Source organism: Amycolatopsis sp. NBC_01286 (genome assembly GCF_035982555.1).
In the GTDB taxonomy this organism is placed as follows: Bacteria; Actinomycetota; Actinomycetes; order Mycobacteriales; family Pseudonocardiaceae; genus Amycolatopsis.
Window position 1 is genome coordinate 1402328 of sequence record NZ_CP108428.1, and the last position, 16593, is coordinate 1418920.

The window sequence follows — 16593 nt, forward strand, 5'->3', positions numbered from 1 at the left end:
ACCCTCAACTTTTCCCGGTTAGCGGTACCGGTTCCGCCATCAGGACCACTTCGGTGGTCCCTCTGCGGGCATCGCGGCGGTCGAGCCAGCTGAGCACCGGCGCGGTCATGACGGTCGTCACCAGAGCGACCAGCACCAGCACGGTGAACAAAGCGGGCGAAACGATCCCCGCCGCGAGCCCGACGTTGAGCGCGATCAGCTGCATCAGCCCGCGGGCGTTGATCAGCGCGCCGACGCGCAGCGCGACCGGCTGCGACTCCCCCACCAGCCGGGCCGCGCCCCAGCAGGCGCCGAACTTGCCGATGATCGCGACCACGACGCAGAGCACCGCGAACAGCAGCAGCTTCGGGTCCGCGAGCAGGGCGAACCGGGTGTTCAGGCCGGAATAGGTGAAGAACAGCGGGAGGAACACGATCCGCCCGATCGGCATGATCTTCGCGAGCACGGCGTCCGCGGCGGGCACCCGCGGGAACACGATCCCGACGCAGAAGGCGCCGAACACCGCGTACAGCCCGATGATGTCGGTGAACCAGGCGGCCGCGAACAACGTCAACGCCGTGATCAGCATCTTCTGGTCGGCGGAGATCCGGTCGCTGCCCATCGCCTTCGCGAGCACCCGGCGCCCGACGAGCACCAGCAGCAGCGCGAACAGCAGCCCGCCGCCGACGGCGAGGGCCACCGGCCCGGCCGAGTCGGCGTGCATGCCGAGCACGACGGCCAGCAGGACCCACGCCAGGACGTCGTCGAGCGCGCCGCAGGCCAGCGCGAGCGAGCCGAACCGCGTCCCGCCGAGCCCGCGTTCGGTGATGATCCGCGCGAGCATCGGGAACGCCGTGATGGCCAGCGCGACGCCGACGAAGGCCGCCGACGTCACCAGCGACACGCCGTCCTTGCCGATGCCGGCCCAGCTCGACCCGAACACCGCGACCGCGACGCCGAGCGCCAGTGGGACGACCGTGCCGGCCGCCGAAATCGCGCCGACCGACTTCACCGAGCCGCGGATGCTGCGCAGGCTGAACTCGTACCCCGCGCCGAACATGTAGATGACCAGGCCGATCTGGCCGCCGACGTAGAGCAGCGGGCGGACGCCGTCCGGGAACAACCCCGTCTGCACGGCCGGCAGGACCAGCCCGAGCAGCGACGGGCCGAGCAGCACGCCGGCGATCATCTCGCCGACCACCGGCGGCTGGCCCAGCCGCACCGCGACCATGCAGACGACCCGGCAGACCACGAGGATGACCGCGACGGCGAGGAAGAACGCAGGCGCCGCTTCGGTGGGGGTCATGACTTTCCTCCGGCGAAGTAAGTGGTGCAGAGCGCTTGGCGACGGGCGTCGATGACCATGTACGTGCCGAACACGAGCTGGGCGAGGCTGCGCCAGACGTCTTCCCAGCGGTCGCGCACCGCGAGCCACACCAGCGGCGCGCGCTTGCGGCGGACACCGACGGGCGTCAGGAGCGCGGGGCCGCGGTTGGGGATCGAGCGGGTGTGCCCGGCGGTCGAGGCGAGGCTGAACCGGCGCAGCACCTCCCGCGCCACGACGCGCATGGTCAGCGGCGCCAGCCCGCGTGCCGGGCAGGCGCGGTTCTGGGCGATGCCGAACGGGACGAAGTTGACGTCCTTCTTGGCCTGGACGGCGTGCGAGCACCAGCGTTCCGGGTCGAACTCCTCCGGGTGCTCGAAGCCGGCGTGGTGGAAGTCGGGATAGCTGAAGCAGAGCACGGTGCCGGCCGGGATGGTCAGGTTCGCCAGCTCGATATCGGCGGTCGAGATCCGGTGCGCGATGCCGAAGAGCGGGTACGTCCGCAGGCCTTCGTCGATGACGCGGTCGAAATAGGCGTCGTCATCGGGGTTTTCGGCGAGGCGCCGCTGCACGTCCGGGTGCTGCGCGACGATCATCAGGAGATGCGCCATCGCCTCGGACATCTGCACGACGGCGGTGTTGAAGAACGTGCCCTGCAGGTAGTAGACCTGCTCCTGCGGCGTCAGCGACTCCGGCAGCGGGTGCGGGACGTCGTCGAGGCGCCGCCGCAGGTACTTCGTCAGCCGGGCCCGGCGGCGCATGTTCCGCGGCCGCACGCACTTCAGGGCCGAGACGACGTCGTCGGCGTTCGCCACGATGAGGTCTCGCGCCTCCGGCGGGCAGGGTTCTTCGAAGACCAGCTCGTAGTACAGCTCGGCCCAGATCGGCATCATCTCGTCGCGCAGCCGGATCAGCCCGCCGTCCAGCCGGTCCAGCACGTGCGTCGCGACCCGCCGGGTCAGCTCCTCGGAGTCCTTTTTGGACTTCACCAGGATGTGCCGGGTGCACTTGGCGACCTCGTCGTAGCGCGGCCCCGGTTCGAGGTGCTCCTGGTGCACCTCCGGACCCGGCGCGAGCCAGTACCAGAACAGGTCCGACAGCGCCGCGCCGCGGCTGCGGCCGTTCGCCGCCGGGTCGGCGTAGACGCGCCGGAAGTCCTCGGCGCCGACCTGCTCACCCGGGATCGTCACCGTGTCCTCGCCGTTGACCAGCGAGAAGATCTTCACCCGCAACGCGACGACCCGGCCGGGAAGCCACGCGGGCGCCGTGGCCAAGGCCGCCGCGGCAAGCGCTTTCCCGATCATCGGCGCACCTGGTCCGGAGTGAGATCCGCCGGCTGCCGCCCGCCGCACATCGCGAGCGCCTGGTCGAAGTCCTCCCGCAGCAGTTCCAGCACCTTCGAGACGCCTTCGCGGCCACCGGCGGCGAGTCCCCACACCACGGGACGGCCGACGCCGACCGCGTCCGCGCCCAGCGCCAGGGCCTTGACGACGTCGGTGCCGCGGCGGATCCCGCCGTCGAGCAGCACCGGCATCGCCCCGCCGACGGCCGCCGCGATCTCGGGCAGGACGTCGATGGTGGCCGGGACGGTGTCGAGCTGGCGGCCGCCGTGGTTGGACACGACGATCCCGGCGACACCGTGGTGCACCGCGAGGCGCGCGTCCTCGGGGTGCAGCACGCCCTTGATCAGCACCGGGAGCTTCGTCTTCGAGCGCAGCCAGGCGATGTGCTCCCAGTTCAGCCCGGCCGACATGACGATGTCGCGGACGTGGCTGGCGTTGCCGCCGCTGCGGTTCTCGCCGATATCGCGCAGGTTCTCGACGGCAAATCCCGACGGCAGGTCGTGGAAGTCGTTGCGGTCGTCGCGCTCGCGGCGGCCGAGCACCGGCGAGTCCACGGTGACGACGAACGCCTTGACGCCGGCGGCTTCGGCGCGGCGCACGATCGCCTCGGTGAACTCGAGGTCCGGTTGCAGGTAGAGCTGGAACCACAGGGCCGGGTCGGGCGCGACCTCCCGCGCCGCCGCGGCGACGTCCTCGATGGCCGTGGTCGAGGCCATGCTGACGATCATGATCGTGCCCGCGAGCGCCGCGGCCCGGGCCGTCGCGAGCTCGCCGTCGGCGTGGGCGAGCCGGTGGAACGCCGTCGGCGCGATCAGGATCGGCATGGACGCCTGGGAGCCGAGCAGCTCGATGCTCAGGTCCCGTTTGTCGCTGCCGCGCAGGACGCGGGGCAGCAGCTTCAGCTTCCGGAACGCGGATTCGTTCTCGGCGAGGGTGATCTCGTCCTGCGCGCCGCCCGCGTAGTAGTCGTAGTGCGCCGGTTCGAGCCGTTGCCGCGCCACCGCCTCGAACTCCGCGATCGTGCGCATCACAACTCCTTGGTGAAGAACGCGGTCAGCGGTCCGATGTGGACTTCCCGGTCCCACTCGTTCTCGAGGTTCTCGGTCACGTGGTGGGTGGCGACCAGCTCGCCGCGGCGGTAGTGCCGGACGATCGGGTGCAGGTAGTGGCCCTCGCCGTGGTCGTTGGCCTGGTCCTGGCTGGCACGGGCGACGAAGTCGAACGGGTCGATCTTGTCGTGGTCCGGGCCGTAGTCGAGGGTGACGACGAAAGCGTTCTCCGGCGGGTCGTCCAGTACCCGCGCCACCGGCACCTCTTCGAGGTAGCGCGCGGTGTCGCCGTCGATCGTGAGGACGTCGCCGAGGAAGCCGAACTGCTGGTACAGCGCGGAAGTCCGGTTGATCCGGGTGATCACGGCCTCGGTCAGCGCGTCCGGTTTCGCAGGCAGCTCGGTGCTCGGCCACGGCGTCCCGTGGTAGCGCTCGCCGAGGACCTTGGCCAGCGCGCGGACGCCGTAGCGGAAGCCGTGGATGAACGCGCTGGTGGCCTTCTTGAAGTCGCGGACCTGCGTGATCGTGCCGGCGAAGTAGAGGCCGGGCACGTTGACCGACTCCCAGCTGGACGTCTGCGCCGGGAAGCGGTCGTTGATGGTGAGCTGCGGGCGGGTGTCGTCGTCGAAGACGTCGGCGTCGAAGCGGAAGCCGGTGCAGATGATCACGCGGTCGTAGCGGATCTCCTTGACGATCTCGTCGACCCGGGCGAAGGCGTACTTGACGTGGTAGCCGTCGGCGTCCTTGCGGATCTCGCGGACGTCGCCGTCGAGGATCGCGTGCTGCAGCTTGAGCTGGTACATGTCGAGGATGCCCGCGTTGTACGCGCGGAGGTGCCCGACGAAGTGCGTGCGCCAGGCCAGTTTCACCGGCCGCGGGCCGCCGACGTGCACGATCGCGGCCGTCTCGATCAGGTTGTCCGCCGTCTCGAAGGCGGAGTTCCCCTTGCCCAGCACCAGGACCCGCTGGTTCTTGAACTCCTGCGGGTCGACGGAGACGTCGGAGTACTGGTCGGCGAGCTCGATCCCGGGGATGTCCGGGGTGTACGACTTGCTGACGCCGGTGGCCATGACCAGCCGTCGCGCGCGGAACTCGGCGTCACCGGCGGTGACCACGAAGATCTCGCCGTCCCGCCCGATGCGCGTCACGCGCGTGTCGTACCGGACGTTGATCTGGTGCTTCGCCGTGTAGTCGGCGAGGTAGCGGAGCAGATCCTCGGCGACCGGGAAGAGCTTCTCGCTGTAGTCGGTGAAGAGCACCGGTTCGTCGTCGCCGTCGGCGAGGATCGAGTTCCAGTCCATCCGGAGGTTCAGCTCCGGGTCGGTCCAGCCGGTGTACTTCTTGTTGATCGAGATGAGCGTCCGGTGCCGCGGGTAGGTGCCGAAGAACGTGCCGGGCGCGGACCCGCCCTCCAGCACGAGGTACCGCCGGCCGGCGTGGCCGAGGAACTGCCCCAGCTGCAACCCGGCCGGCCCCGCGCCGACGACCAGATAGTCGAGAACTTCCTCGGACACGAAGACCTCCAGGCTCGGCACCGACCGCATGATCGGGACCGAGCCTTCCCCGGAGATCTCAGAAAACCTTCAGAGGCAACTCCCAGCGTGCCCGGCCTCGCCGGTCGCGGCCTCACTGGGTGAGGATGCCGGTCAACGGAGTGGTCGAGTGGCCTGATCGTTCCCACGCCTTGCAGCCATCCTCGATGATCGATCCGTGAGTGATCTCGACGACCTCGCCGACGCGGTCTCCCAGGGGATTTCCGCGATCGAAGCTGCACAGCGAGCGGCCGCTGATGCTGCAGGAAGCTGCAACGCAGCGTCCACCACATTGGCTGCTCTGACGACTGGAAGCGCCATCGCGGACCTTCCGGCGATGTTCGATCAAGCTCGGCAAGCCCTGGAGACGCAAACTGAACAGATCGGCTGGATAGCCGACGGACTCCGCACCTACCTTGTCGGTCTCGGGCGCGTCTTGAGCGCCCCACACCCGGGACAGAGCAGTCCCGATCGTGGCCGTCCTCGAGTAGACGACACAAGACTCCGGGACGGCCCGCCGAAAGATGAGCGAGCGGAGGCCCTGCGGGACGAGCTACCGCCGCCGATACAGAAGAACGGCTCGGGACAGAAAACGCACGGCCGTTGGCTGACACTCACACCAGACGCCGGGGCAAAGACGATCGTGAGTGGCAAGGACGAGATGTCCGAGGCAGTGGAGCGGTACCTCCGTGAACACGACTTGGTGAAACGCGGGATGCCGTCGGCTGTGTACGACGTCGAAATGAAGCTGGCCGTCCACATGGCTACGAACGGGATCACGCACGCGGCCGTTACGATCAACAACACCCCGTGCAAAGGACCGTTCAGTTGTGACCGCCTGGTGCCAAAGATCCTGCCACCGGGAAGCACGATTGACGTATACGGGACAGCCGCGGACGGCAGCAAGACCTACCAGCGCTACGGAGGGAACGGCGAAACGTGATCGAAGCCTGGTACGACGAAGAAGCCAAGGAGCCGGTTGTGATCGAGACGGCCGCCGAGCTTGATCCCGTCTTGGACGACATCGCCGCCGTGGGTGGCCCCACGCTGGTGAACCTCCATGTCGACGGCGAGTACCCATGGCTGGAAGTCGGGCTGAACGACAACCGAGGCACTCTTCGCTACGTCGGCGACGACGCTCCGGAGGGCGCGTTCAGCCGGAACACCGAAGCTCCGTTTCCACTCCCCGAGACAGGCGAAGTCATCTATTACTACATGCGCAACGAACGGCCCTACCCTGACGACGCGGAGATCCCCGCGGAGGTCGTGCGGAGGGCCGCGCACGAGTTCGTGGCCAGTGGCGGATCTCGACCTTCCGGCGTGTCCTGGACGGAACAGGCGGGGTCGTGAGTGGGACACGGTGTCCCACTCACGACCCACAGGCCCTTACTTGCCGGCCGCGCGGGCCAGGCGTTCCGGGTAGCGCTCTCCCGCGATCGCGTCCGCCGGAGCTGCCGCTTCGATGGCTTCGATGTCCGCCGCCGTCAGGTCCAGCGATGCCGCCGCGACGTTCTCCTCCAGGTACTTGCGTCGCTTCGTCCCCGGGATCGGGACGACGTCCTCGCCGTGGGACTGGACCCACGCCAGCGCGAGCTGGCCGGCCGTGACGCCCTTCTCCTCGGCGAGCTTGCGCAGCGCGTCGACGATCGCCATGTTGCGCTCGATGTTGCCGTCGGCGAAGCGCGGCAGGCCGCGGCGCATGTCGCCCTCCGGCAGGTCCTTCACCGACGTCACCGCGCCGGTCAGGAAACCCCGGCCCAGCGGCGAGAACGGCACGACGCCGATCCCCAGCTCGCGGCAGGTGCCGAGGATTTCGCCTTCGATGCCGCGCGTCCACAGGGACCACTCGCTCTGCAGCGCGGTCACCGGGTGCACGGCGTGCGCGGCGCGGATCGTCGCGGCGCTCGCCTCCGAGATGCCCGCGTAACGGATCTTGCCCGCCTCCACCAGCGAAGCCAGCGCGCCCCAGGTCTCCTCGATCGGCGTGTCCGGGTCGACGCGGTGCTGGTAGTAGAGGTCGATGTGGTCGACCCCGAGGCGCCGCAGCGACTCGTCGCACGACTGCTTGACGTACTCGGCGTCGCCGCGGGCGCTCATCGCGCCGTCGGTCCAGACGATGCCGAACTTCGTCGCGAGCACGACCTCGTCGCGGCGGCCGGCGATCGCGCGGCCGACGAGCTCTTCGTTGACGCCGCCGCCGTAGACGTTCGCCGTGTCCAGCAGCGTGACGCCGAGGTCGAGGGCCCGGTGGACCGTCGCGATCGACTCGTCTTCGTTGTCGAAGACGCCGTACGCCTGGCTCATGCCCATGCAGCCCAGCCCCTGCGCACCGATTTCCAGTCCGCCGAGCTTCCTCGTCTTCATGCGGAGATTTCCTCCCTGCCGGGTTCGATGCCGAGCACGCGCTGCTCGACCTGGGCGTAGTTGTCGATCTTGTAGTCGAGGACGTCGAGGCAGCCCTGCAGCTCGGCGATCCGCTCAGCGACCGACCGGCGCTGTTCCACCAGGAGCGCCTTGCGGCGGCCCGCGCTGGCGACGCCGTGGCGGCGCAGCGACGCGTACTCGCGCATGCTCTTGATGGGCATCCCGGTCGTGCGGAGCTTGGTCAGGAACCCCAGCCAGCCGAGGTCGTCGTCGGAGTACGCCCGGCGGCCCGCGGTGTCGCGGGCGGGCGGGTCGAGCAGTTTGATGCGCTCGTAGTACCGGAGGGTGTCGATGGACAGCCCGCTACGTCGAGCGGCTTCCGCTATCGAGTAGCTCATGACCTCGACACTACGACCTGGAGTGCACTCCAGGTCAACTCCACGCTCTGGCTATTCATAACAGCGTTCCGATACGCTGCGTGCATGGCTCGACCACGTACGCACGACGAAGCGCTCCGGCTGAAGCTCCTCGACCGCGCCGGTGAGCTGATCGCCGCCGACGGGCCGAAGGCGCTTTCCCTGCGGAAGCTGGCCGCCGACGCCGGGACGTCGACCACCGCCGTGTACTCCCTGTTCGGCAGCAAACCCGATCTGGTGAACGCGCTCTACACGGAGGGGTTCCGCCGGTTCGGCGCCCGGATGGCCGGGACGGCGCTGTCCGGCGACGCGGTCGAGGACCTCGTGACGCTGGGAAGCGCTTACCGCGCGAGCGCGCTGGCCGACCCGAACCTCTACGGGATCATGTTCACCAGGTCCGTCCCCGGGTTCGAGCCCAACGAGGACGCCGAAGAACTCGCCCGCGAGACGCTCAAGCCGCTGGAGCGCATCATCCGCCAGGCCATCGCCGACGGCGTCTTCGTCGACGTCCCGCCGGAGACGGTCGCCGTCGCCTGCTGGGCGTTCGTGCACGGGCTCGTCTCGCTGGAACTGACCGGCAACCTGCCGGAGGAGTTCGACGTCACGAGCACGTACGAGACGGCCTTGCGCGCGAACGCCTCCGGCTGGCTGGCTCACACCAGCGGCAGCGTCCCGTCGTAGACGACCGCGCCGTGCGCGTCGAACGCCCGGACGTGCACCTTCGCGTCGGCCTTCCCGGCGTAACCGCGCGGCACCCAGCCGAGCGCCATCCCGTCGGTGACCACCAGGTCGCCGCCGCTACCGGTGCCGAACTCGAACCCGGCCGAGGTCGCTGAAGCGGGCAGCACCACGGCGAGCGGCATGCGGGCCTTCCCCGGCGCCGCCCCCGCTTCGGGGCTGCCGAGCGTGTCCACCGGCAGCACCCGGGCCGGGACCTGGCGGTTGCCGGCCAAGTCGGGGTAGGCGCGGGCCTGCGTCCCCGGCCGCCAGTAGTCCAGCTCCCGGGTGCAGACGATCACCCGGTCACCCCGGCGCCCCATGACGACCTGGTAGTCACCTTCCTTCAGCAACGGTCCCGGCCGGTAGGCGGCGGCATCCGGGATCACCACGTCGGCGTCGGTGAGGCACTCGCCCAGGGCCCGGCCCGCGGCGGAGGTGCGGTCGGCCGGTTCCGGGCGGTCGGTCACCGCGAGCAGGGGCGCCGGCGCGTCCGGCAGCGCATTCGCCCGCCGGTCCCCGACGGCCACTTCCGACTTCGCCGGCAGCGCCCCGGTGAACGCCACGAACTGACGGCTGACCGGGGAAAAGCGGAGCCGCCACGAACTCACCGAACCACCGCCCGTCTTCACGATGAAGTCCGCCCGCGGCAAGGCCGGATCGACGACGCCGGCCGCCAGCCCGGTCGCGCTGCGCAGCAGCAGCCCGGTCCGCGTGCCGGGCGCGTACGCGGGCGTGGCTCCCGGATCCGACAGTGTCACGGTCGTCCCGGTCGTCTCGCAGAACAGCGGCTTGCCGGCGGCGGTCGCCGCGACCACCGCGTCGCCCTCCTGTTCCGCGGTGAACAGCGGGACCCAGTCGACACGCGGCGGCACCCGATCGGTTTTGCCCGCCGCTTGGACCGCGGCCCAGCAGCGGTCCAGCGACACGGTCGCCAGCTGCGCGTCGAGCGTCAAGCCACCGCCGGTGACCGCCGGCGTGGTGCCGGCGGGCGGGCGCACCTGCCGCGTCACGACCACGGCGCCGGCGGCCAAAACGAGCACCGCGGCCGCCGCGGCGTACCAGACGTGGGTCTTCCGGTGTGGCTTCGCGATGCCCTCGTGGACGTTCGCCCGCAGCCGGTCGCGGACGTCGTCCGGCAGCGCACGCCGCGCCGGGAGGCCTTCGATGCTCATTTCTCCTCCAGCAGGGCACGCAGCCGGGCGCGGGCCCGGGACAGGTGGGAGCGGACGGTGCCCTCGGCGACGGTCAGCAACGCGGCCGCGTCCCCGGTGCTCAGGTCGCCGAGCAGGCAGAATTCGACGACTTCGCGCTGCGCCCGCGGCAGCGTCCGGACGGCCTCGACGATCCGCCGCAGCCGCTGCTCGCCGTCGAGCTGCTCGGCGACGGCGTCGGCGTGGTCGGACACCACCGGCGGGTCCGGGATCCGCCGCAGCAGCCGCGACCGCCGTTTCGCGCCGCGGTACTCGTCGCGGGCGGCGTTGCCCGCGACGGTGTAGAGCCACGGCAGCGCGCTGTCGCGCACCAGGGTGACGTCGGCGCGGCGGCGCCACGCGGTCAGGAACGTCGTGGACGTCAGGTCTTCCGCGCCGGACCACGACCCGGTCAGCCGGTACGCGTGGTTCCAGACGGCCTCGGCGTGCCGCTCGAACAGCTCGCCGAACGCGCCTTCGTCACCGCCGGCCGCCCGGTCCCACAGTTCGCGGTCACCGGCCTGGTCCACCGGCACCCCCAGATGGCTGCTCACACCTCGTCTGTGGCCGGCACCGCCGCGGTTGTTGCACCGAACCGCGCGTCGCCGAGGTCGATGTCCGCGTGCTCGCCGCCGTCGAAGAGGACTTCGGCGTCGAAAGCCGTGTGGGAGAACTGGAACCGGCCGCCCGAGCGCGTCCGGGTGAAGCGGACCTCACGGGCGAAGTGCGCCCAGGAGAAGAACGCGCCCTCCGCGAAGACCGACTGGTCGAAGTTCGCCGTCGACGTGAACTCCGTGCCGTAGAACCCGGCCTGGCGCGTGAAGGTCGTGCCGCGGATGTGGACCGCGCCGAAGAACGTCGCGCGGCTGAAGTCCGCGGCCGCGACCGTGCAGCCGCTCAGCCGGAAGTCGACGAGCACAGCCCGCTGCAGGTCGATCGCCAGCCCCGGCCAGTAACCCGGTTCGTCGTGACCCAGGTGCGTCTTGAGCAGTTCCTGGGCGGCCAGCCGGACCTGCAGCTCGGCGTCGTCGTACCCGGGCGTCTCGCTGAGTTCCGCGGCGGACCGGCCGCGCAGTCCGTCGGGCGGGCCGGCGAACGGCATCCGCAGGTAGGCGCACAGCACGTTGACGATCGTCTGACGCTGCTTCGGGTTGTCCTGGCCGAGCCGCTCCAGCGCGTACAGCCCGCCGAGCCGGACCGGCGCCTTGTCGTTGCCGAGCTGCTCCACGGCCTTCGTGTACAGCTCGGTGACGCGCCGCTCTTCGAGGTCCCGCTCGGTCACGCCCGCGACGCGGGTCGTCTCGGCCAGCTGCAGCTCCATCGTGCGCTGGCGGCGCGTCGCCAGCCACAGCGCGAACACCCCGCCGGCCCCCGCGCCGACGCCGAACGCCGTCTTGACCGCGTCGATCCGCACCGGCGCGTCGGGCCGTCCGGACCAGGCCAGGAACAGCCAGAGCAACGCGCCGGTGACGACCGCGACGGCGACCGCGACCACCGCGATCCACCGCCACCGCAGGACCGGCAAGGCTAGACGGCGCCGTACTGGCGGTCGCCGGCGTCGCCGAGGCCCGGGACGATGAAGCCCGAGTCGTTGAGGCGCTCGTCGATGCTGGCCGTGACCACCCGGACCGGCAGGCCGGTCTGTTCCAGGTGGGCGATGCCCTCGGGCGCGGCCAGCGCGCAGATCGCCGTGACGTCGTCGGCGCCGCGGTCGGTCAGCAGCCGGATCGTGTACTCCATCGAGCCGCCGGTGGCGAGCATCGGGTCGAGCACCAGCACCGGCCGGTTCGCGAGCGACTCGGGCAGCGACTCGAGGTACGGCGTCGGCTTCAGCGTCTCCTCGTCGCGCGCGAGGCCGACGAAGCCCATCTGCGCGTCCGGGATCAGCTTGTGTGCCTGGTCGGCCATGCCCAGCCCGGCGCGCAGCACCGGGACGAGCAACGGCGGGCTGGCCAGCTTGTAGCCCTCGGTGCGCGCGACCGGCGTGTGGATCCGCTCGGTCTTCACCGGCACGTCGCGCGTGGCTTCGTAGACCAGCATGACGGTCAGCTCGTGCAGCGCGGCCCGGAACGCGGCGCTGTCGGTGCGCGCGTCGCGCATCGTGGAGAGCCGGGCCTTCGCGAGGGGGTGATCGACGACGTGCACATCCATGCGGGTCAACTTAGCCGGTCGGCGAACCGTTTCACCCAGCCGCGCTGCCAGGGGGTTTCGACGGCGCGTTCGTCGTAGTTCGCGCGCACCCACGCCACGGCGTCTCCGGCCGGGACGCCGGAGAGCGTCGCGAGGCACGCCATGACCGTCCCGGTCCGGCCCGCACCGCCGTAACACGCGACTTCGACGTTTTCGCCGGCCTTCGCCCGCTCGTGCAACGCGACGATCGACGCCCGCGCGGCCTTGGGGTGCAGTGGCAGCAGGAAGTCCGGCCAGGTGACCCACTCCTGCGGCCAGGTGACGCCGCCGCCGTGCTTGCGCCGCAACCGGCGCGTCCCCAGGTACAGCCCGAAATCCGGGTCCGGCCCACCCGGCGCGGGGCGGGCGAGACCGCGCCCGCGGACCTTGGTGCCGTCCGGGAATTCGACCGTTGGTGCTCCCATCGGCCCATCGTGCCTGTGTCCGCCGGAAGATGGACACGCAGTGTCGCGTTCGCCGCTAGGCTCCCCCGGGTGAGCGAACTGACGCCCGACCAGATGCGGGCCTCCGACGCCGACCGTGAGCGCGTCGCCCAGGTGCTGCACAACGCCCTCTCGGAAGGGCGAATCACGGTGAACGAACTCGAAGAGCGGCTCACCACGGTCTACGCGGCGAAGACGCTGGGGGAACTGAAACCGGTGACGGCGGACCTCCCGTCGACCGGCGGGGCGATGGAGCAGGCGACGACGCGCGCGCTGGGCTTCCCGGACCAGCGGATCGGCGGCCACCCGGGCTCCCCGGTGTCGATCGGCGTCATGTCCGGCGCGATCCGCAAGGGCAGCTGGGTCCTGCCCCCGCAGCACAACAGCTTCGCGTTCTGGGGCGGCGCGGAGATCGACCTCCGCCAAGCGCGGTTCGCCGAGAAGCACTGCACGATCACAGCGGTCGCCATCATGGGCGGCATCCAGATCACGGTCCCGGACGACATCAACGTGGACGTCACGGGCATCGGCTTCATGGGCGGCTTCATCCTGGAGGACAAGTCGGGAGCACCCCCGGCCCCGCCGACCGCGCCGACGGTGAAGATCAACGGCCTCGGCTTCTGGGGCGGCGTGGTCGTGTACCGGAAACCGGCGCAGCGCAGCGAACCACCACAGATCGAAGGCGCCTGACCTCGACGATGTGACGCGGTATGCACCCAGCGTCACACCCAACGGGGGCTCGCGTTGTCGGACCCGCCGCCTAGACTCAGGCCCATGACAGCCACGACCAGCACGTCAGCGGCGCCGGCCACCCCGGCACCGCCGGCGGACGCGACTCGCGACGAAGCGAGCCTGCGCCGCTTCCTGCTCGGGCTGCCCGGTGTCGACCAGGTCGGCGTCGAGCAGCGCGCGGCGGGCCTCGGCACGCGCAGCATCAAGAAGGGCGCCAAGCGGTGGGCCATCGACACCGCCATCTCCATGGTCGACCTGACCACGCTGGAGGGCGCCGACACCCGCGGCAAGGTCCGGGCGCTCGCCGCGAAGGCGGTCCGCCCCGACCCCGAACGCCAGGACACCCCGCGCGTCGCCGCCGTCTGCGTGTACCCGGACATGGTCGAGACGGCCGTCGAGGCGCTGAAGGGCAGCGGTGTGCACGTCGCGAGCGTCGCGACCGGCTTCCCCGCGGGCCGCACCAGCCGCGAGATCAAGCTGGCCGACACGAAGATCGCCGTCGACGCGGGCGCGCACGAGGTCGACATGGTGATCGACCGCGGCGCCTTCCTCGAAGGCCGCTACATGGACGTCTTCGAGGAGATCCAGGCCATCAAGGCCGCCTGCGGCGACGCCCACCTGAAGGTCATCCTCGAAACCGGTGAGCTGGCGACCTACGACAACGTGCGGCGCGCGTCGTGGCTGGCGCTGCTGGCCGGCGGCGACTTCATCAAGACGTCCACCGGCAAGGTCTCCCCCGCCGCGACGCTGCCGGTCACGCACCTCATGCTGCAGGCCGTGCACGACTGGCACGTGACCACCGGCGAGCTGCGCGGCGTCAAGCCCGCGGGCGGCATCCGGACCACGAAGGACGCCATCAAGTACCTGGTCGCGGTGCACGAGGTCGCCGGCGAGCAGTGGCTGACCCCGGACCTGTTCCGCTTCGGCGCGTCCAGCCTGCTCAACGACCTGCTGCTGCAGCGCCGCACCCAGGTGGACGGCCACTACAGCGGCCCCGACTACGTGACGGTGGACTGATGCCTGTTTTCGAGTACGCACCGGCCCCCGAATCCCGGGCCATCGCGAACCTCAAGGACCACTACAAGCCGTTCATCAACGGCGAATTCGTCGACGGCTCGGGTGAGCCGCTCAAGACGATCAACCCGGCCACCGAAGAGGTCCTGGCCGAGGTCGGTACCGCGTCGAAGTCCGATGTGGACACCGCGGTCAAGGCCGCGCGCAAGGCGTACAACGGCGTCTGGTCGAAGATGCCGGGCACCGAGCGCGCGAAGTACCTCTTCCGCATCGCGCGGCTGATCCAGGAGCGCTCGCGCGAGCTGGCGGTGCTGGAGAGCCTGGACAACGGCAAGCCGATCAAGGAGTCGCGCGACTCTGACGTCCCGACCGCGGCGGCGCACTTCTTCTACCACGCGGGCTGGGCCGACAAGCTGGAGTACGCCGGCTACGGGCCGAACCCGCAGCCGCTCGGCGTCGCCGGGCAGATCATCCCGTGGAACTTCCCGCTGCTGATGCTGGCCTGGAAGATCGCGCCCGCGCTGGCCACCGGCAACACCGTGGTGCTGAAGCCGGCGGAGACAACGCCGTTGACCGCGTTGGTGTTCGCCGAGATCTGCCAGCAGGCCGAGCTGCCGCCGGGCGTGGTCAACATCCTGCCGGGCGCGGGCGACATCGGTGCGTCCATTGTGGAGCATCCCGACATCAACAAGATCGCGTTCACCGGCTCGACCGAGGTCGGCAAGGCGATCCAGCGCGAAGTCGCGGGCACGGCGAAGAAGCTGACGCTGGAGCTGGGCGGCAAGGCGGCGAACATCGTGTTCGACGACGCGCCGCTGGACCAGGCGATCGAGGGCATCGTCAACGGCATCTTCTTCAACCAGGGCCACGTCTGCTGCGCGGGCTCGCGGCTGCTGGTGCAGGAGTCCATCGCCGAAGAGGTGCTGGAGAAGCTCCGCTACCGCGTCTCCACGCTGCGCCTCGGCGACCCGCTGGACAAGAACACCGACATCGGCGCGATCAACTCGGCCGAGCAGCTGGCGAAGATCCGCGGGCTCGTCGAAGCGGGTGACGCCGAGGGCGCGCAGCGCTGGACCAGCCCGTGCCCGGTGCCGGACCGCGGGTTCTTCTTCGCTCCCACGGTGTTCGCGAACGTCCACCAGTCGATGCGCATCGCGCGCGAGGAGATCTTCGGCCCGGTGCTGTCGGTGCTGACGTTCCGCACGCCGGACGAGGCCGTCGCGAAGGCGAACAACACGCCGTACGGGCTTTCGGCCGGGATCTGGACCGAGAAGGGCTCGCGCATCCTGTGGATGGCGAACCAGCTGCGGGCCGGCGTCGTCTGGGCCAACACCTTCAACCGCTTCGACCCCGCCGCGCCGTTCGGCGGCTACCAGGAATCCGGTTTCGGGCGCGAAGGCGGCCGCACCGGGTTGGAGGCGTACCTGAATGTCTGACCGAATCTCCGTAGCCAAGACGTACAAGCTGTACGTGGGCGGCAAGTTCCCGCGTTCGGAGTCCGGCCGGGTCTATCCGGTGACGGACGCGAAGGGCAAGTTCCTGGCGAACGCGGCCCACGCGTCCCGCAAGGACGTCCGCGACGCGGTGGTAGCGGCCCGCAAGGCCTTCCCGGGCTGGTCCGCGGCGACGGCGTACAACCGCGGCCAGGTCCTGTACCGGGTGGCCGAGGTCCTGGAGGGCCGCCGCGACCAGTTCATCACCGAAGTGTCCACTTCGGAGGGCCTGGCCCCGAAGAAGGCGGAGTCCACAGTGGACGCCGCGATCGACCGCTGGGTCTGGTACGCGGGCTGGACGGACAAGATCGCCACGGTCCTCGGCGCGGCCAACCCGGTGGCGGGCCCGTACTTCTCGTTCACCGTCCCGGAACCGACGGGCGTGGTGGGCATCCTGGCGCCGCAGCAGTCATCGTTGCTGGGCTTGGTCAGCGTCCTGGCCCCGGTCCTGGCCACGGGCTCGACGGCGGTGGTGGTCTCGAGCGCGGAGCGTCCCCTGCCGGCGATCACGCTGTCGGAGGTCCTGGCGACATCGGACGTCCCGGGCGGAGTGGCGAACATCCTGACGGGCCAGGCGTCCGAGCTGGGCTCCTGGCTGGCCTCCCACGGCGACGTCAACGCCCTGGACCCCACGGGAGCAGCGGCCGCGGACCGCCCAGGCTTGGCGCGAGAAGCGGCGAACACGGTGAAGCGGGTGCTGACGGTCCCGGAGTCGGAACCGGACTGGACGGTGGCCCCGGACCTCTCGCGGCTGCGCCGGTACCTGGAGGCCAAGACGGTCTGGCACCCACTGGGCGTCTGAGTTTTCGCAGGTGAAGCCACCAC

At 70.4% G+C, this 16593-nt stretch carries 18 protein-coding genes; 7 read left to right on the forward strand and 11 right to left on the reverse strand.

What is annotated here, in order from left to right:
* Nucleotides 1-4: 4 nt before the first annotated feature.
* The 4 genes from OG570_RS06605 to OG570_RS06620 are packed head-to-tail and all read right to left on the reverse strand — an operon-like array spanning nt 5 to nt 5230.
* On the reverse strand, nt 5-1285 hold the full coding sequence (locus OG570_RS06605) for a cation:proton antiporter (protein ID WP_326946166.1): 1281 nt from the start codon (nt 1283-1285) through the stop codon (nt 5-7).
* Nucleotides 1282-2607: a cytochrome P450 gene (locus tag OG570_RS06610; RefSeq protein ID WP_326946165.1), complete on the reverse strand. Its 1326-nt coding sequence runs from the start codon at nt 2605-2607 to the stop codon at nt 1282-1284. Before OG570_RS06610 ends, OG570_RS06605 begins: the two co-directional genes overlap by 4 nt.
* On the reverse strand, nt 2604-3674 hold the full coding sequence (locus OG570_RS06615) for an alpha-hydroxy acid oxidase (protein WP_326946164.1): 1071 nt from the start codon (nt 3672-3674) through the stop codon (nt 2604-2606). Before OG570_RS06615 ends, OG570_RS06610 begins: the two co-directional genes overlap by 4 nt.
* Nucleotides 3674-5230, reverse strand: coding sequence for an NAD(P)-binding domain-containing protein (locus OG570_RS06620; protein ID WP_442788249.1), 1557 nt, complete (start codon nt 5228-5230; stop codon nt 3674-3676). Before OG570_RS06620 ends, OG570_RS06615 begins: the two co-directional genes overlap by 1 nt.
* Before the next feature lie 175 nt (nt 5231-5405).
* Between OG570_RS06620 and OG570_RS06625 the strand changes: the two genes are divergently transcribed.
* Together OG570_RS06625 and OG570_RS06630 are read left to right on the forward strand one after the other, a co-directional pair.
* Nucleotides 5406-6170 carry a DddA-like double-stranded DNA deaminase toxin gene (locus OG570_RS06625; RefSeq protein WP_326955965.1) on the forward strand — a complete coding sequence of 255 codons (765 nt, stop codon included), beginning with the start codon at nt 5406-5408 and terminating at the stop codon, nt 6168-6170.
* Nucleotides 6167-6577 carry an Imm1 family immunity protein gene (locus OG570_RS06630; protein ID WP_326946162.1) on the forward strand — a complete coding sequence of 137 codons (411 nt, stop codon included), beginning with the start codon at nt 6167-6169 and terminating at the stop codon, nt 6575-6577. The genes OG570_RS06625 and OG570_RS06630 overlap by 4 nt, the downstream gene beginning before the upstream one ends.
* A 36-nt stretch (nt 6578-6613) precedes the next feature.
* On the opposite strand, the gene OG570_RS06635 is transcribed toward OG570_RS06630, so the two are convergent.
* Nucleotides 6614-7591, reverse strand: coding sequence for an aldo/keto reductase (locus OG570_RS06635; protein WP_326955966.1), 978 nt, complete (start codon nt 7589-7591; stop codon nt 6614-6616).
* Complete coding sequence (locus OG570_RS06640; protein WP_326955967.1) at nt 7588-7989, reverse strand: MerR family transcriptional regulator; 402 nt, start codon at nt 7987-7989, stop codon at nt 7588-7590. Before OG570_RS06640 ends, OG570_RS06635 begins: the two co-directional genes overlap by 4 nt.
* A gap of 84 nt (nt 7990-8073) precedes the next feature.
* On the opposite strand from OG570_RS06640, the gene OG570_RS06645 reads away from it, so the two are divergent.
* Complete coding sequence (locus OG570_RS06645) at nt 8074-8688, forward strand: TetR/AcrR family transcriptional regulator (protein ID WP_326955968.1); 615 nt, start codon at nt 8074-8076, stop codon at nt 8686-8688.
* Here OG570_RS06645 and OG570_RS06650 read toward each other — a convergent pair.
* The 5 genes from OG570_RS06650 to OG570_RS06670 are packed head-to-tail and all read right to left on the reverse strand — an operon-like array spanning nt 8661 to nt 12511.
* Nucleotides 8661-9899 carry a hypothetical protein gene (locus tag OG570_RS06650; RefSeq protein WP_326955969.1) on the reverse strand — a complete coding sequence of 413 codons (1239 nt, stop codon included), beginning with the start codon at nt 9897-9899 and terminating at the stop codon, nt 8661-8663. The two genes, OG570_RS06645 and OG570_RS06650, sit on opposite strands and share 28 nt — an antisense overlap.
* Nucleotides 9896-10471 (reverse strand): RNA polymerase sigma factor, encoded by a 576-nt coding sequence (locus OG570_RS06655; protein ID WP_326955970.1) that lies wholly within the window; start codon nt 10469-10471, stop codon nt 9896-9898. Before OG570_RS06655 ends, OG570_RS06650 begins: the two co-directional genes overlap by 4 nt.
* Nucleotides 10468-11442 (reverse strand): pentapeptide repeat-containing protein, encoded by a 975-nt coding sequence (locus tag OG570_RS06660; RefSeq protein WP_326955971.1) that lies wholly within the window; start codon nt 11440-11442, stop codon nt 10468-10470. Before OG570_RS06660 ends, OG570_RS06655 begins: the two co-directional genes overlap by 4 nt.
* Nucleotides 11443-11444: 2 nt before the next feature.
* Nucleotides 11445-12068: a uracil phosphoribosyltransferase gene (upp, locus tag OG570_RS06665; RefSeq protein ID WP_326946156.1), complete on the reverse strand. Its 624-nt coding sequence runs from the start codon at nt 12066-12068 to the stop codon at nt 11445-11447.
* A gap of 5 nt (nt 12069-12073) precedes the next feature.
* A complete protein-coding gene (locus OG570_RS06670; RefSeq protein ID WP_326946155.1) occupies nt 12074-12511 on the reverse strand; it encodes a protein-tyrosine phosphatase family protein in 438 nt (145 codons plus the stop codon).
* A 93-nt stretch (nt 12512-12604) separates the two neighbouring features.
* Between OG570_RS06670 and OG570_RS06675 the strand changes: the two genes are divergently transcribed.
* From OG570_RS06675 to OG570_RS06690, 4 genes are all read left to right on the forward strand, one after another.
* Nucleotides 12605-13219, forward strand: a complete 615-nt coding sequence (locus OG570_RS06675; protein ID WP_326951756.1) for a DUF1707 SHOCT-like domain-containing protein — start codon at nt 12605-12607, stop codon at nt 13217-13219.
* A gap of 84 nt (nt 13220-13303) precedes the next feature.
* Nucleotides 13304-14278, forward strand: coding sequence for a deoxyribose-phosphate aldolase (deoC, locus tag OG570_RS06680; RefSeq protein ID WP_326955972.1), 975 nt, complete (start codon nt 13304-13306; stop codon nt 14276-14278).
* On the forward strand, nt 14278-15711 hold the full coding sequence (locus OG570_RS06685) for an aldehyde dehydrogenase family protein (protein ID WP_326955973.1): 1434 nt from the start codon (nt 14278-14280) through the stop codon (nt 15709-15711). The genes deoC and OG570_RS06685 overlap by 1 nt, the downstream gene beginning before the upstream one ends.
* On the forward strand, nt 15704-16570 hold the full coding sequence (locus OG570_RS06690) for an aldehyde dehydrogenase family protein (protein ID WP_326955974.1): 867 nt from the start codon (nt 15704-15706) through the stop codon (nt 16568-16570). Before OG570_RS06685 ends, OG570_RS06690 begins: the two co-directional genes overlap by 8 nt.
* The last annotated feature ends 23 nt before the right edge of the window (nt 16571-16593 follow it).